Genomic DNA, 15,948 nt, shown 5'->3' with positions numbered 1-15,948 from the left:
CTAGTTTTTAATACTTGCTAAAAAATCATCTGTGGATGAATTAACTGGTATCCAGCCTCTTTCAGCTTTTCATTCGATACCCACGCATTATATGGGCGAGTACTCTTGATAGAAGTATCCCATTTAACTTTGGGTAAATTATGTTTTTCAAATAAGCTATCTAGCAAGTCTCGACTGGTGAGATGTGCATCATCTACCAGATTGTAAATCCCTTGCAAACGACGGTGACGAGCAAATTCTATCGCACCAACAATATCATCCAGGTGAATCCAATTTGTAATATCCTCACCGCCGGGACGGGTTGTACCAGAATATTTGCTAAATATTTTCACCAGTTCCCTGCCAGTCCCATAAATACCTCCTAAGCGAAAAATACAAACGCGGAGATTTTCGCTAGATGCTGATAGCAACACATCTTCTGTTTTTCGGAGTATTTGTGCATTTAAATTGGCGGGTGCAAGCGGTGTTTCTTCATCTACCCATACACCATTCCTATCACCATACACTGCATAACTACCTGTGTATATTAATTGTTTTACAGTCGGAGACTGCTGCAATGATGAAACTAAAGTCTGGGCAGTTTGTAGATAAGTTTCTTCATAAACTTCCGCACCTTTTGCACCAACACTTAAAACGACAACATCTTGATTGTGCAAAACTGATTTTAGACTCTCTAGGTCATTCCCGCAGGTAACTACAACTCTTTGGCTTACTGATTGTAGTGCCGGCACACGCTCAGGGGAAGTTGTGGTTACACTGACAACAAAATCCTTTTTTTGCTGCCAATATTGAGCGACTTTATAACCAACATAACCACAACCAATGATTGCAACGTTCATGACAAATTAGACACAAATAAATTAAACTACTCATCGAGACAATATTCTAAATTAAGAGACTGGATGTAAATAAATTTTACAGTCCAGAGCCAAAAATCAATACCAATAGTACAACCTAATGACTGGTGACTAATGACTATTTAGCTAATTCTTTCTCAATTATGGCAATTAATTCTGGTGAATTTGGCTGGACACTACTATTAAATCGAGCTACTACTTCACCTTGCTTATTAACTAAAAATTTTTCAAAATTCCAAGCAACAGTTCCCGTTGGCTCAATGGCTTTGGTAAGTCGCTCATAAAGTGGATGCTGCTGCGAGCCTTTGGCATGAACTTTATCGAATAGTTCAAAGGTAACATCATATTTACTCGTGCAGAATTGCACTATCTCTTCATTACTTCCTGGTTCCTGTGAACCAAAATCGTTACAGGGGAACCCCAAAATACGTAATCCTGTTTCCCCATACTTCTGGTTCAACTTTTCTAGCCCCTCGTATTGAGAAGTATAACCGCAGTAGGATGCCACATTTACAATTAAGAGTACCTTACCGGTGTAGTCGTTTAATTGCTTATCTTCACCGTTGATGGTCTTGACTGCGATATCCGAAATTGTGTTACTCATCTTGAATCTGATTTCTAGGGAATATTGCCAAGTCTCCCATATTACAGGTACTCTAAACCCGGTTTTTTTGAGGAAATTAGGATTGTTAGCCTTGTTTGCCACTACGCTTCTATTTAACTCAGGCTCTAAGCTTGTATGGGAGTTTCGATAGTTGTTTACCTCACTGATTGGTGCTTAATGGGCAAGGCGATTTCTAACAATTAACTTTTTGTATAAAAATTTAATAACATTCAGAATAGTTTGACCCGGATATCGGAAAATACTTACCTATAAAGGGTCTAGCTGCTTTATTTATTGCATCAGCAGCTATTTGCCATAACATAAGCGAAAAAATGTATTAAACGATACAGTTTTTTGGTTTGAGTAAATAGACAATCAGTCAAATTTATCCCTTGAGTTATCATGACTTTGCCAGTAGTTCACCTAAGAATCCTGGAGTCAGTGCTTTTGAGAGTGAATTCTAGAGTGAGTGGTAACGCTTTTCCCTTAAAAAAGTGATTGTAGGATAGCCATATCTATTTGGCTTTTTTAAATAGTTGTGCCAAAACCAAGAGTAGTAAATTTGGATTAAAAGCCCTTCCCCAAAAGCTGTCATATAAATTGAACCAATACTACCATCCCAATTTTCTTTGAATGTAAGTGTGTTACATCCTTTTTATAGGGATGATATTGACAATTTCCGGCAATTTCCTAGCCAAAGCTTCTTTTTTAAAGATTAAAGATTAAGTGAAGAAGACTTGGCTGTTTCAGAGATTACATCATACAATTTCTTAAGAAGAACTACGAAAAATATTTACAGATGTGCCAATAGTTTCTTAAACTCCTATTAAGGTTATTTGAGTTTCTGGTTTTTAAACAAGTGGTCTAAAGGAAAAATATCAAAAACCACTGGATCTAAGTTCGGACGGGAGTTTTTCCCTTTTTTAAGGATGGTTTTGAGGATGATGTTCAAATTCATGTACAAACAAAAATCAAAAACAAAAAATAGGCGTCTGTCTTCAAGAAATTACGCTGTAAATTCACAGACCAACTCAAAAGTCAAGCTATTTAATCTAGCAATTAAGCGACTCTCTCCTAGCTGGCAAGCTTGTTTACCTTTAGCTTGTCTGATTGTCTTGGGTTGGGGTTATGCCGCAGTTGCCCAAACTCCAGCCGCAGGGCCAACAACAGCAGAACTTAAAGTTGCTCTTGATACGCTGTGGGTTGCGATCGCAGCCTTTTTAGTGTTCTTCATGAACGCTGGTTTTTGTATGTTAGAAACCGGCTTCTGTCGCCAGAAAAATGCTGTCAACGTTCTTTCCAAAAACCTGATTGTATTTGCTCTGTCTAGTGTTGCCTTTTGGGTGATCGGTTTTGGCTTAATGTTCGGTGATGGCAACGACTTCATTGGATTGAATGGGTTTTTCTTAGGAGGCGCAGATAACAGTCCGGCTACAGGAGATGCTTATAAAGGTGTCTTCGATGCTATTAGTTGGACTGGTGTACCCCTAAGTGCCAAGTTTTTATTCCAGCTAGTGTTTGCCGGAACAGCAGCAACAATCGTGTCCGGTGCAGTAGCCGAACGAATTAAGTTTGTTGACTTCCTGATTTTCAGCCTCCTACTTGTAGGTATTGCCTATCCCATTACCGGACACTGGATTTGGGGTGGTGGTTGGCTAGCAGACAGAGGCTTTTGGGATTTTGCCGGTTGTACGGTGGTTCACTCTGTCGGTGGCTGGTCAGCTTTGATGGGAGCAGCGTTTCTTGGGCCCCGTCTTGGTAAATATCAAGATAGGCAAGTTGTGGCCTTGCCCGGTCACAACATGAGTATTGCCACTTTGGGCTGTCTAATCCTGTGGTTGGGCTGGTTTGGTTTCAACCCAGGTTCTGTCATGGCTGCCGATCCTAGTGCGATCAGTCACATTGCTGTCACCACTAACATGGCTGGTGCTGCCGGTGGAATTGCCGCCACCATTACAGCTTGGTTGTACTTAGGTAAACCAGACCTGTCAATGATTATCAATGGTATTTTAGCTGGGTTGGTTGGTATTACAGCATCTTGTGCTTACGTAGGCATTCCTGCTTCTTTACTCATTGGCTTCATTGCTGGAATACTGGTAGTTTTCTCTGTAACATTCTTTGACAAACTTGGCATTGATGACCCAGTGGGAGCTACCTCAGTTCACCTAGTTTGTGGTATTTGGGGGACTCTAGCAGTAGGTCTGTGGTCTGTTGGCCCTGGTGTTTATACTTGGTATGGCGATGCACTTGGCCCAGCAAAAGGTTTATTTGCAGGTGGTGGTTTTGGACAGTTCGGTGTTCAGTTGCTGGGCGTTGTCTCAGTAGGTGGTTTCACTGTTTTACTCAGTAGTATTTTTTGGCTGGCCCTGAAAGCTACTTTAGGTATCAGAGTATCCAAAGAAGAGGAACTAGAAGGTTTAGATATCGGTGAACACGGTATGGAAGCCTACAGTGGATTTCTCAAAGAAGGTGATGCAACTGGATTTTCTGGAGAACAAAGCTCAATTGGAAAATTTTAGGGTAAATATTTCCTTGGTTTACTCTCTGGCATATTTCTAATATCAGCTACCAACACACCATTAGTAGATTGAACTGATTCCACAAGATTCTCTATCCAAGTGGGGAAAAGTAGGGGGTTTTATACCTCCTACTTTTTCAAATTTTTACCTGATTGGTGCTTTATTATTTTGCGATCGCAGCCAAAAATACTAGTACTATTTTACGAAGTAGCTAATACAGTTACATAGGTAGGGGTGTACAGATGTACGCTCTTACAACTATTTATGTATTGCCAATATTTTATAAACAGTATTAATTGATACTATGTAAACAGGTAAAGTGGCGAAAATAAATCAAACTATTAATTATTTACGCCGACTTACTTAGACAAATCTAGAGACGAAATATAGCAGGATGCTTGCGAGTATTGACCGAATAATGTCACTATGAATCTGCGTGATCTAAATTAAAGTTAAAACTTAATTTCAGCAATACTTATTTTACCTTGTGAAAATTTTATGGTTAGAGGATTGAGAGTTAGTATGCTGCTATTGGCAGTTCTGGGAAATCTGGCATGGTCATTTAGCGCCAAGGCAAATTTTAACGGTAAACTCACCGTGGAAATTGATGGCTTGAAGAATAAACAAGGACAAATCTGCGCCAGTATATTTGCTAGCAGTGAAGGATTTCCTAGCGATCGCGATCGTGGCTTACAAAAGCAGTGTACCAAGATTACTGGCGCTCCCTTATCCATTACCTTTGAGAACTTGAAAGCCGGTAGTTACGCTGTTGCTGTCCTCCACGATCAAAATAATGACGGCACTCTCAATAGTAATGGCTTTGGTATACCTAGCGAAGGCTTTGGATTTTCCAGCAACCCAGAAATTCGCACAAGAGCGCCCAAATTTAGCGAAGCAGCATTTTTGGTAGCAGGCCCAAACACTAATATCCAAATCCAATTGAAATATTTTTAGGTTTATTCTCGTGAATCACTGTGTGAATCTTCTGGTAGATTTTGTTGTTCCGCCAAGCCACGCATTCGATTTATCTGAGTTAAAGCATATCGTGCTGTTGCTTGCACTTCGGCATCTGGGTCATCTAACGCATGGCGTAACATTTGACTCATTTGACCCATCATGTCATAAACGCGCGTCAGATCACGGATCGCATTTTGCCGCACTTGTGGACTTTCATCTTGGATTGAAATTGCTAGAGCACGGTTCATCGGTTTGAGCGTGCGGATACCAACTTCTGCTAAAGCTGCCAAAATTAAACTGCTTTCTTGAGAATCAGCATCAATCATCAGGTCAACCATCGGCTGAATTGCCCGCGAATCTCCCTGCTGACCCAAATCCCAAATAGCCTTGCGCCGCTTCGTTGGGTCAGAACTGCGTAAGTCTTGAATTAATTCGTCAACGATATTGAGTTTAGCAAGCCGGGAAGTTTTTTCTGGTAGCAGTAATTGTGTGGCAAGTGGTGGCGTAGGTGTTTGTAGACTAGTTACTGTCTCTGGTGAGGGTAGTATCATCGGGTCTTTTTCGGCTTCACCCAAACTTTCAGTATTTGATATTTCGGATTGCACTTGTTTGACCTGACGAAACCACCTCAGCAGGTAAATAAATGCGCCAATACTTCCTAGAATTCCGATGGAAAATATTAACCACCAGACAAAACCTCTCTCGGTTGCTTTGGGTGTTGTAGTTGCTTGGGAAGTCGAAGCAGGAGAGGTGAGAATTGGAGAGGTAACAATTGGAGAGGCAACAATCTGATTTTTGGCAGCCAAAGCTGCTTGTAGTCTCTCCCTAGTCGCCAGACCAGCAAGACCATCTACTTTTAAACCCTTTACTTTCTGGAATTTAGCTACAGCGATTTCCGTAGTGGCGTTATACTGTCCATCTACCATGCCACTGTAATATCCCAACTGCTTTAATTGGGTTTGTAATCTCTGCACATCTGATTTGGGACTACCGTATCTCAAAACAGCCGGACTAGCAGTAACTGTTGAACTAGCTTGTGCAAGTTCTAAAATTTCAGGTGCTAGGTTAGGTGTAGCTGTGCTTGAGCGAATTGGGTAAAAACCCACGCAAGAAAAACAGGTAATTATCAGAATTGAGGAACGGCATAGCCTCATATTGCAAGTTTCAGCCTGAACGTGCTTTTGAAGTCTTCGATACCACAATACCTTCAAGATGACCAAATGTTAACTGTCATTTTTTTATTGGGCATTGGGCATTAGTTATTTTCTCTCATCTCCCTACTGAATTACGAATTACGTTCGCTTTCGCGTAGCGTCTGGTAGACAAGCGTTCGCGCAGCATCTTATAGAGAGGAACGAGCGTCATTACGAATTACGGTAAAATTTCTCGTTCAGATTCTCTAACTCCTAGAGTTATGGGGTTCAATTTTTTAGCAGATGCTTCTAAAACTGGTTGCTGTATATTAGCTATCTCGCCCACAGTAACTGTGTCATTTTGCGCTGCTAAAGTATCACGTTGGTTAATGAGATAGATGCTGATTAAAGTTAGGAAAACACCGACCCACTGCAATGGACTGAGGACTTCTGAGAGGAAGAGATTGCCGAATAGTAGGGCAAAGACGGGTGTGAGAAAGGTGAGGGAACTAAGACTAGTGAGACTGCCACTAGAGGCAAAGTAGAAAAATAATCCGTAGGCGATCGCACTGCCAAATACGGTAGCATAACCCAAAGCCACTAAATCAGATGCTCCCAGATTCTCCCACTGCTGGGATTCGACCACTGATGAAACTCCCCATAGTGGCAATCCACCCAAAATCATGTGCCATCCTGTAGCGGTTACTGGGTCAGCATGTCGGCACACAAACCGAATCAACACTGTTCCCACTGCCATTGATAGCGCCGCTAACAACATCAACCACTCGCCGCTAGCAAACAAATCTTGCCAGTTACCAATTGTGATATTTGCGCCTGAGTCGAGAAAATGTAAAATCAACTCATCAGGTAAGCCGATTAAACTAATACCTGTGACACCCAAGCCTAGTCCCAGCCATCCCCAAAAACCAATGTGTTCTTGGAATAGCCACAACGATAGTAAGGCAACAGCCAAGGGTTGCGAGTCAATCATCACAGACCCTAACCCCGCACTGGTTCTGACTAATCCCTCTGCCAAAAAGCCTTGAAACAGCGTCCCATCTACGAGGGCAAATAAGGCAATCCACAGCCATGCAGCCCAACCCTTTGGCTGGGGTTTACCCATGAATGCTGCTGCAATCAGAATTAACATCCCTGCTGGTATCAGACGCACTCCCGCCATGAATAGCGGTGTGGTATGGGGTATCACTCCTTTCATGGCTACCATTGCCGTCCCCCATAGGAAAAAGGGGGCAATTAAGAGGAGAGGGGCGAAGGGAAGTTTAGATGCACTGAGTTTCAGTTGCATGGGTTTGCTGATGCCTTTGTTTAACAAGCGCAAAAATTGCTTTACCCAATTTTACCGAATTATGTAGTTTTGCGATCGCCTCTGGCGGGTGCTTTGCACCATCACGTAGCGTCTCTAAGACAAAGAATTAATACTCGTATGTAGCTAAAGTTACAAGACACTGGAGATTGTAAGAAGACAGATAGCTTTAAAAGGCTTTATCAGGTAAATCGCTTCCGGTTAGCAGTAATTATCTATCAGTTGTTGTTTGGTGGTTCAACTCCTTTTGCGAGGAAAAACCCAGAAATGAATGAACTCCTATTGTTTTTGCTAACAATTTGAATTCTGCAACAAATTCCAACCTTGATAAAGACTACGTGAACTGTTGTTCAGCCCATTTTAAATTGAAAGATTATAGTAAATAACTAAAAAACCAATTCAGTAATCCTGAAATAACCTCTCTCCCTTACCTGTTAGGGAAGGGGGCTGAGGGGTTAGGTTTTTAATTACTGAATCGATGCTCTAGATGACTGTAACGAAGCAATTAAGATAAATACCAATAATGACGAAGCCTAATTTTTAAGTGGTGCTAGCCATTATTTGCATGGGAATAACTTTCAAGAAATGAAATATTTACGGAATTCTGCAAGCTTAGGAAACGAAAAAGCTAGGGAAATTGTCAAATATATGAAATAATATAAGAAGAAATAACAAGCTCTATGCTGAAGTGTGAGTAGTCTTCAGTGTAAAGAACCGAGCAATTGAGCTTGCTTTATTAAAATTTTATATAAGGATACCTAAGTTTTCCCGGCTTAGATATCCAATAGCAACATAACCTATATAAATAGATTGTTGACTATATTATAATTAGCAATTTTTATTTTTAAATGCTTCTTAGGACAGTTTATAAATTGCTCCTTAAGTAGGATGTAAAAATTAAAGATAAGGCTTAATCTGAAAAATTATAAATTTTTACAAGAAGAAAATACAACTTATGTCCAGGTGCGTTAACGTAGTGTAACGCACCCTAATGTCTAAGACAAGTTAGCAACTCTAGACTTTTCTAAAGTCGCTACCAGTTTCACTCCAAATTCTTCCTCAAACACTCCTTTTTTATAATCTAAGCTCCAAAGTTCTAAAGCACAATCATCATCAGGTTGAGATGGAAAAATCAGCAAGTTGACTTGCCTAAATTGTGCATAATACTCACATTGTACTTGAGCGATCGCACCAATTTGCCGTCTATCTAAAGCCACTGCCAATCTCAGAATTGCACTCAATTGACTGACCATTTGTCGCTGGTGTTTAGTCAGCAATATCTGGGAATTTTCATGTTTTTTCTTAGGCGGCGATTTACGATGATAACGCGCTAAATTGGCAATAATTTCAATCTCGGTTTCTGTATAACCGAGCAATTCACCATTGCGAATTAGATAGTAAGAGTGCTTGTGGTGAGATGAATGGCTGATATAATGACCGCAATTGTGTAATATTGCAGCTGCCCACAGCAGTTGTCGCTCATCAGATCCCCAGTGGTGTAGGGTACCTTGAGTTTGGTCAAATAAACTCTGGGCAAATGTGGCGACGCGATCGCTATATTCTAAATTGACATGGTATTTATTAGCGAGTTTTAAAACATTGCGTTCCCGAACTGAACTTTGGTAGCGCAGCTTATCTTCAATTAAACCGTGGGTTAGCATCCAGTCTACGATTACGCCTTCCCTCAAAGAACGCTCACAGACTGTTACCGATTCACTACCCAACAGGGTCATCGCTTCCTGTAATATCACTGCACCAGCGAGTATAACTTCAGGGCGCTTATCTGGCATCCCAGGTATGGCAGCCCTTTCTGAGTTACTCAGTTTCCGCAAGCGATTTACCAACTCTCGCAAGTCTTTAAGACTGAACTGGTAGCCATTGAGGGTGGAAGGAATAACACCCGACTTTTCTCGCGCATGAATCATCGCCAGGGTTTCAATTGTGCCAGATGTACCCACCAAACGGGGAGATTCCCCAAACTCTAGGTTTGCTAGTATCTCATCTACGGAACGTTCTAACATCCCGCGTGTATAAGATTGCAGGTATTGAAACTCAGTGTTACTGATCGGATCAGTAGTAATTAACTCGCTAGTGAGTCGCACTGCACCGACTTTAGTACTGGTGAGAGTGCGTGCTTGGTGACTATCGCCTAAAACTAACTCTGTGGAACCACCGCCAATATCAACAATCATGTGGGGCTGGTTGTGAAATTCCATCCCCGATAGTACACCAAGGTAGATTCGTCGCGCTTCTTCTTGACCAGAAATCAAGTCAACGCTTAAACCCAACTCCGTTTTTACTCTGTGCAAAAAATCTTTACCATTCGGGGCTTCCCGTACAGCACTAGTTGCCACAGCAATGATTGTTTCAGCATTGATAGTTTTGGCAACTTCTTGGAAGCGTCCTAAAGCTGCGATCGCCTTTTTAATTATCTCCGGTTTGAGTTCCCCTGTAGTGAGATTGCGATCGCCAAGTCTCACAGTTTCTTTTTCTCTGGCGATAATGCTGAAAGCTGGTAGTGTGGGGTCAATCTTGACTACTACCATGTGTAAAGAATTTGTTCCCAGGTCAATGGCAGCAATAATCCGATGTTGCTTAGGTGGTTGAGTTGGAACACTCTCCCAGCTAGAAACTAAATTTAGCATCTAGTTTTCTCTCTCTATAAGAAATGATGGCAAACGGTGGTATGTCGGGGTAGCTGGCACTGATATTTGTTACAACATACTTGCTCTGAAAGTGGAGACGCGGGGAGGGGTGAGACGCGGTGATTTTTTCTCCGTGTCTACGTGTCTTTGTGTCTCCATGTCCGGTTCATCGTCGGACGAGGGTAACTGAGCTAAGTATATTCACCCTACTGTTTCTAACCTAGTGACTATTTAAAGATATTTAAAGTTGCCACTTGAGGTTATGTTTTTACAAATAACAAATAACGTTATTCTATAGATGTAAAGATGTGTTAATTCATCTATCTAAAGTTATTTGTTGATTTCTATGTTAAGGACGCCAGAACGCCCCCAGGAACCAGTTTGGCTTGTAATTATCCGGCTTTTGCGCTGGCATAAACCAGAAGGACGGTTAATTTTAATGATTCCTGCCCTTTGGGCTGTATTTTTGGCAGCTTCGGGGAAACCGCCTTTACCTCTGGTTGGTGTGATTATATTGGGTACTCTGGCCACAAGTGCGGCTGGGTGTGTAGTCAATGATTTATGGGATCGGGATATTGATCCAGAAGTGGAGAGAACACGCGATCGCCCCCTCGCTTCTCGTGCCTTGTCTGTGAAAGTTGGGATTGTAGTTGCGATCGTATCCCTAGCATGTGCAGCGATCCTGGCCTTTTATCTTAACCCCCTGAGTTTCTGGTTATGCGTGGCAGCAGTGCCAGTAATTCTGCTTTATCCAGGTGCAAAGCGGGTGTTTCCTGTGCCGCAACTGGTGCTTTCCATCGCTTGGGGTTTTGGCGTATTGATTAGCTGGAGTGCGGTGACACAAACTATCTCCCAAGCAACTTGGTTACTTTGGGGCGCGACTGTACTTTGGACATTGGGATTTGATACAGTTTACGCCATGAGCGACAAGGAAGACGATCGCCGCATTGGTGTTAATTCTAGCGCCCTATTTTTCGGGAATTATGCTCCTGTAGCTATTGGAATTTTCTTTGCTGGCACAATCTTATTATTGGCTTGGTTAGGCATACTCATACATCTGCACTTAGCCTTCTGGATTAGCCTTGCAGTTGCTACTATCGGATGGGTTTGGCAGTTTCTGCGATTAAGACAGCGAGACTTACCTAATCCTGTTTATGGTCAGATGTTCCGGCAAAATGTGTGGATTGGCTTTATTTTACTTGCTGGGATGATTGCTGGATCGTTTTAAGGCACTTGCAAATAAAAAATATCCCAAAACGGACGCAAAAACCCTCTCTATTTCTCGTCTCCCTGTGGTAGCCTGCGCATCTATGTTTATTTGGAAATCCCTAATAAGTAAAAAGTAATGCATAGAATCCTTTTGAAAAAATATTTATGAGCTTTTGTATGAGTATATTCTTTGATTGGTTTATGCGTACTTGGACAGCAATAGGCGTACTATTTTTGGTTGTCACCTGTCCATTTCCTGCACAAGCTGCTAGCCGCATTGATCCGCAACTGGAACAGCAAGTATTGCAAATTATCCGCGAACATCCAGAGGTAATTATTGAATCTGTTCAAGCGTATCAGCAGCAACAACAACAAAAAGTCAAGCAAGTACGGCAAGCATTTTTACAGGATTTAAAGACAAATCCTCAAACAGTGATTGGTGAGTCTCCCACCACAGGTTCAACTCAATCAAAGATTGTGCTAATAGAATTTTCAGATTTTCAATGTCCCTACTGTGCTGAGGCGCATAAAACATTGAAAGAATTGTTAGCAAAGTATCCAGATAAAGTCAGATTAGTTTACAAAAATTTCCCGCTGACTTCAATTCATGCTGAAGCGTTGCCAGCGGCAACAGCGGCTTGGGCGGCACATCAGCAAGGAAAATTTTGGGAATATCATGATGCTCTATTTACTAATCAAAAGCAACTAGGTGAGGCATTATATTTAGATATTGCTAAAAATCTAAATTTGGATTTGGGTAAATTTAAAGGCAATCTTACTCTTACTACTCCTGCAATTACAAAAGATATCCAACTAGCAGAAAAATTAGCTGTTTCTGGCACACCTTTCTTTGTAATTAATAGTCCGACTTTTTCAGGAGTGGTGCAGCTTGCAGATATCGAAAGTATATTGACTGGTGCTAAGTAAATTAGTATATTTTGAAAATAACTACTCATTGTTTAAATAGCTAGTCGTAAATAAATTAAATTTTGTAATCAGAACTTTAGCCCTCATAAACTCCTATCTGAGCAATGAATCACTCACTACATACTAGAATTTTATTCTATGTTAATTATGCCTACCTAGTTATTATTCACTGATTTATCAAGAAATAATAAAGGCATCGCTTACCAGAATAAAACCATAAATTCTGACTCTCTAAACTTCTGATTAGAAGCTTCCTCCACTCAGATTTCTGTATTAATTCTTCTTCAATCATGTTTGACAAATAGCAATATATAGGAATCATATTTGATTTCTGAAAAAAATCTAAGTATTTGTAGGGTGTGTTAGGCGTAAGCCGTAACGCACCAAAGCCTTAAGAATGGTGCGTTGCGCTGTCGCTAACGCACCCTACGTATCTTTTCAAAAATCAAATACTAGTCCTATATACTATGTAAGTACTGTATCTCCTAGAATCTGTTTAGATAGATACTTTTTTATTTAACAATAATGTGCATCTTTAGTTAGAGGTTTAGTGCATCAATAAACTGTTGTATTGAAGCAAGTGTAAGGAGTAGCTTATGAGGAGTGATGAGGAGAAATTTTCCTCACTCCTCATGTTCTTAACTTAGAGCTTAAGCGAGAAGTATTGATTATTACTCTTTCCCCTCTATCCCTGCATCCCTGCATCCCCCGCCGAGGCGGATCTTGGTGCATGAGGGGACGCAATCCATTTAACCCAGCTGCAATTGCTGAACCGTTATGGACAACTGTCGCGGCTAAGGGATGCATTCCTATGGTTGTGGCTAGTCCTAAGGCTGCCAAATTTGGGAACACGGCTAAACCGATATTTTGTTTAATTACGGCTTGGGTTTGGCGGGCGATCGCTATTGCTTCTAAAAAACTGGTGAGGTTATCATCCATCAGGACAACATCGGCTGTTTCCCTTGCTACCTCGGAACCTCCACTAAAAGAAATAGCAACATCGGCATAAGCTAGGGCAATGGAATCATTCAAGCCATCGCCGGTAAACGCTACAGTCTTACCCGATTTATGTAATTTTTGGATAATTTCGGCTTTTTGTTCTGGGAATGCCTCGGCATGAACTTGAGATAAGGGAAGATTAAGTTCTTGGGCAACAGCTATAGCCCGTTGTTGATTATCGCCTGTCAACAGATGTATTTCCATACCGTATTCGGTTTGCAGTTTCTCAATCACGGCTGGGCTTTCTGGGCGGAGTGGGTCTGTGTAATAAATAACTCCTTGAAACTCCTGATTTACCCCTACATAAAGTAAAGAATCATGGGCAGAAATCCGGCAATTTAGGTGATAGGGGCAATCTGCTTGGTTGCAGCGATGTGGTTCATAAAGACAGTCGAGGGGAATGCCACACTGACGCAAAAAGCGATCGCTTCCTACAATAACTTGTTCACCATCAATTTCGGCTCGTACACCCAAACCAATTTCATACACAAATTCTTGGCGGGGCAGAATCTCAATGCCCTGTTTCTCGGCATAGTGGATTACGGCTTGGGCGGCTGGGTGAGTCAGGCGTTGTTCGGCGGCGGCGGCCAGTGTTAACAACCTCCAAGGCGACATTCTTCCAACTACGGTTTCCACTTCCACAACTTCGATATCACCTTTGGTCAAAGTGCCTGTTTTGTCAAATACCAACGTGTCCACCTGTGCCAATTTTTCTAAAGCGCGACCACTGCGAATGAGAACACCATGTCTCGTAGCGTGGTGCAACGCTGCTAAGAAAGTTGTTGGTAGGGAAACGCGAATACCAGTTACAAAATCGAGGGTGAGGATAGATGCTGCCCTGGCTGGGTTGCGAGTTGCTGCTAACACCAGTCCAGCAAAAATCACGGCTGGCAATACTGCTTTATCAGCAACGGTTGCCGCATAGTTGCCCATGCGTGTATCGTGAACAGGAGCTTGTTGCACTAACTCGATACTTGCACCAGCACGGGTGGCAGTGCCTACTCGTTCGGTTTGGATGTAAATTTCTCCTTCTCGCACTAGCGTAGAAGCATAAACTGCTTGTCCTACCTGACGCAAAACTGGCATTGATTCACCAGTCAGTTTTTGTTGGTCAATTAAAGCTTTGCCGCGTAGAATTTGCCCATCAACAGGGATTTGTTCGCCTGGATAAACTATTACTGTGTCTTTTGGCTGCACTTGTGTGGCGAGGATGTGTTTTTTTTGCCCATCTGGTTGTTCAACCCAAGCGTAATGTCCCAAAGAATTTAGTAAATCGGCGGCGTGATTTTTGGTAACTCGTGCTGTGCGATCGCGGATCAGATCGCCAATCTCATGGAGTGTCATCACCAAAGCTGGTGTTAAGAGATTCCCTTGGGAAGAAGTTAAGGCGATCGCGATCAAATCTAGACAATCTATATTTAATTTTCGTTTTTGGGTAATGCTGGCATAAGCACGTTTAGCAATAGGTAAAGCCGCCAGTGCCACTGTTGCCGCAATCATTGCCCTCGGGATGGGAAATCCTAACCCCAGTAAAGCTAAAACAGTAGCCAAAGCTGGCAGCTTCACGCCAGAATCATCTACTTCTGCTATTTGTTGACTGTTAACTGTTGACTGTTGACTGACTTTAGCTTCATGTAGCAAACGTACTAGATACGCTTGCATTAACCCATCATTATTACTAAATAATTGATATTTAATGGCAATAGAACTACAAGAGCGATTAACACGAACGAACGTAATGCGACTATCAGATTCTAGTAACTCTTGTAGGCGTTGAGCATAATTGGGTTCATAGGCTAACAGGGGAACGCGAAATCTGATTCTGCCAGAAATTATATGTACTACATGATAGTCAATTCCAGTGATGATTTTTGATTCCTGAGCCACTCGCTTGGTAGTTTCTGGCTTGGTGGCGATCGTCATGATTTCCCCCTCATGGTGTTGTGGCGATATGATGGGTGGGAATTCATCCTTACAGAGATTTCAACATCCCACGAAACAATTATGTCAAGTCAAGCCTTTACGAGGAATCTAACTGTGAACATAAGTCCATTTAATACCATTACTGATTAATTTATAACCAACGCAATTATTTTTACAGTTAGCTTAAGACAAAAGCTGCACTCCTGTTTACTCAAAATTTTTACGGTTTTTGAATGTGTTCGTCAATGTATTTCTTAAGAAATAATTTATATTTTTTAAAAAATCAAGCGTCTATATTAATAATTATTCTCAACAATTTAAAGATGATGACTTATTTAATTGAAAATACTCAAGTATTAAATGAGATCGCAATCAGCAAACGCTGCAAATGAAACAACTCACAGAACAGTATTGCTGTTGAATCATGGATAACTACTAACTCAGGTTGCAAACTCATAACTGCTGTGGTCTTGAGGTTTGGTAATTGGTAACTAGAAATTATTAAACAATTACCCGTCACCTATTAGCAGTAATCACCCTCATAAGCAGCAACTTACATGACTACATGAGGTGGCATGAATATGAAACTATCGATGGTGAAACCTGGGCAAACAGTTACTATTGCCTTAATTCGTACCGATGAACCTGGGTTAGTGCGACGACTAGAAGCAATGGGTTTCAAAGTCGGGCAACAGGTAAAAGTACTCCGCAAAGCTTGGTGGAACGGCCCCCTACATCTACGAGTGGGATTGACCACAGAAGTAGCGATGCGACGGCATGAAGCAGAGAAAATTCTTGTAAAAGGGAGTAGGGCTGGGGAGTAAGAATTTTTCTATGCCCAGTCTATTGAC

At 41.6% G+C, this 15,948-nt stretch carries 11 protein-coding genes; 5 read left to right on the top strand and 6 right to left on the bottom strand.

The features are described from left to right. Positions 1 to 17: 17 nt before the first annotated feature. Complete coding sequence (locus H6G92_RS06025) at positions 18 to 839, bottom strand: SDR family oxidoreductase (protein ID WP_190891782.1); 822 nt, start codon at positions 837 to 839, stop codon at positions 18 to 20. 136 nt (positions 840 to 975) lie between these two features. Continuing rightward, a complete protein-coding gene (locus tag H6G92_RS06020) occupies positions 976 to 1,461 on the bottom strand; it encodes a glutathione peroxidase (protein ID WP_190891779.1) in 486 nt (161 codons plus the stop codon). A 956-nt stretch (positions 1,462 to 2,417) separates the two neighbouring features. Between H6G92_RS06020 and H6G92_RS06015 the strand changes: the two genes are divergently transcribed. Further along, a complete protein-coding gene (locus H6G92_RS06015) occupies positions 2,418 to 3,980 on the top strand; it encodes an ammonium transporter (protein WP_190891777.1) in 1,563 nt (520 codons plus the stop codon). Positions 3,981 to 4,502: 522 nt separating this feature from the next. Next, positions 4,503 to 4,934 (top strand): DUF2141 domain-containing protein, encoded by a 432-nt coding sequence (locus H6G92_RS06010; RefSeq protein ID WP_449289980.1) that lies wholly within the window; start codon positions 4,503 to 4,505, stop codon positions 4,932 to 4,934. 2 nt (positions 4,935 to 4,936) lie between these two features. On the opposite strand, the gene H6G92_RS06005 is transcribed toward H6G92_RS06010, so the two are convergent. From H6G92_RS06005 to H6G92_RS05995, 3 genes are all read right to left on the bottom strand, one after another. Continuing rightward, positions 4,937 to 6,091 carry a peptidoglycan-binding protein gene (locus H6G92_RS06005; RefSeq protein WP_190891772.1) on the bottom strand — a complete coding sequence of 385 codons (1,155 nt, stop codon included), beginning with the start codon at positions 6,089 to 6,091 and terminating at the stop codon, positions 4,937 to 4,939. Positions 6,092 to 6,308: 217 nt separating this feature from the next. Further along, the gene (locus tag H6G92_RS06000) at positions 6,309 to 7,376 is read right to left on the bottom strand and encodes a DMT family transporter (RefSeq protein WP_190891770.1); all 1,068 of its coding nucleotides are present in this window, start codon (positions 7,374 to 7,376) and stop codon (positions 6,309 to 6,311) included. Between the two features lie 1,013 nt (positions 7,377 to 8,389). After that, positions 8,390 to 10,039, bottom strand: coding sequence for a Ppx/GppA phosphatase family protein (locus tag H6G92_RS05995; RefSeq protein ID WP_190891768.1), 1,650 nt, complete (start codon positions 10,037 to 10,039; stop codon positions 8,390 to 8,392). A gap of 346 nt (positions 10,040 to 10,385) precedes the next feature. Here H6G92_RS05995 and H6G92_RS05990 point away from each other — a divergent pair, with 346 nt between their 5' ends. After that, positions 10,386 to 11,267 (top strand): 4-hydroxybenzoate solanesyltransferase, encoded by an 882-nt coding sequence (locus H6G92_RS05990; RefSeq protein WP_190891766.1) that lies wholly within the window; start codon positions 10,386 to 10,388, stop codon positions 11,265 to 11,267. A gap of 158 nt (positions 11,268 to 11,425) precedes the next feature. Then, the gene (locus tag H6G92_RS05985) at positions 11,426 to 12,175 is read left to right on the top strand and encodes a DsbA family protein (RefSeq protein ID WP_390625423.1); all 750 of its coding nucleotides are present in this window, start codon (positions 11,426 to 11,428) and stop codon (positions 12,173 to 12,175) included. 630 nt (positions 12,176 to 12,805) lie between these two features. Here the strand turns inward: H6G92_RS05985 and H6G92_RS05980 are convergent. Beyond that, positions 12,806 to 15,097 carry a heavy metal translocating P-type ATPase gene (locus tag H6G92_RS05980; protein WP_190891761.1) on the bottom strand — a complete coding sequence of 764 codons (2,292 nt, stop codon included), beginning with the start codon at positions 15,095 to 15,097 and terminating at the stop codon, positions 12,806 to 12,808. Between the two features lie 575 nt (positions 15,098 to 15,672). Here H6G92_RS05980 and H6G92_RS05975 point away from each other — a divergent pair. Further along, complete coding sequence (locus tag H6G92_RS05975) at positions 15,673 to 15,921, top strand: FeoA family protein (protein WP_190891759.1); 249 nt, start codon at positions 15,673 to 15,675, stop codon at positions 15,919 to 15,921. Positions 15,922 to 15,948 lie beyond the last annotated feature (27 nt).

Origin of the sequence: Nostoc foliaceum FACHB-393, assembly GCF_014698505.1 — a bacterium.
In the GTDB taxonomy this organism is placed as follows: Bacteria; Cyanobacteriota; Cyanobacteriia; order Cyanobacteriales; family Nostocaceae; genus Nostoc; species Nostoc foliaceum_A.
Note: the sequence above shows the minus strand (reverse complement) of the source record. Positions and strands in the feature narration are given on the sequence as shown.

What these genes read in the sequence shown, in the direction of transcription:
- H6G92_RS06000 (WP_190891770.1), bottom strand. Translation starts at nt 7,376, where the DNA reads ATGCAACTGAAACTCAGTGCATCTAAACTTCCCTTCGCCCCTCTCCTC.
- H6G92_RS05975 (WP_190891759.1), top strand. Translation starts at nt 15,673, where the DNA reads ATGAATATGAAACTATCGATGGTGAAACCTGGGCAAACAGTTACTATT.
- H6G92_RS06020 (WP_190891779.1), bottom strand. Translation starts at nt 1,461, where the DNA reads ATGAGTAACACAATTTCGGATATCGCAGTCAAGACCATCAACGGTGAA.
- H6G92_RS06015 (WP_190891777.1), top strand. Translation starts at nt 2,418, where the DNA reads ATGTACAAACAAAAATCAAAAACAAAAAATAGGCGTCTGTCTTCAAGA.
- H6G92_RS05995 (WP_190891768.1), bottom strand. Translation starts at nt 10,039, where the DNA reads ATGCTAAATTTAGTTTCTAGCTGGGAGAGTGTTCCAACTCAACCACCT.
- H6G92_RS06010 (WP_449289980.1), top strand. Translation starts at nt 4,503, where the DNA reads ATGCTGCTATTGGCAGTTCTGGGAAATCTGGCATGGTCATTTAGCGCC.
- H6G92_RS06025 (WP_190891782.1), bottom strand. Translation starts at nt 839, where the DNA reads ATGAACGTTGCAATCATTGGTTGTGGTTATGTTGGTTATAAAGTCGCT.
- H6G92_RS06005 (WP_190891772.1), bottom strand. Translation starts at nt 6,091, where the DNA reads ATGAGGCTATGCCGTTCCTCAATTCTGATAATTACCTGTTTTTCTTGC.
- H6G92_RS05980 (WP_190891761.1), bottom strand. Translation starts at nt 15,097, where the DNA reads ATGACGATCGCCACCAAGCCAGAAACTACCAAGCGAGTGGCTCAGGAA.
- H6G92_RS05985 (WP_390625423.1), top strand. Translation starts at nt 11,426, where the DNA reads ATGAGTATATTCTTTGATTGGTTTATGCGTACTTGGACAGCAATAGGC.
- H6G92_RS05990 (WP_190891766.1), top strand. Translation starts at nt 10,386, where the DNA reads ATGTTAAGGACGCCAGAACGCCCCCAGGAACCAGTTTGGCTTGTAATT.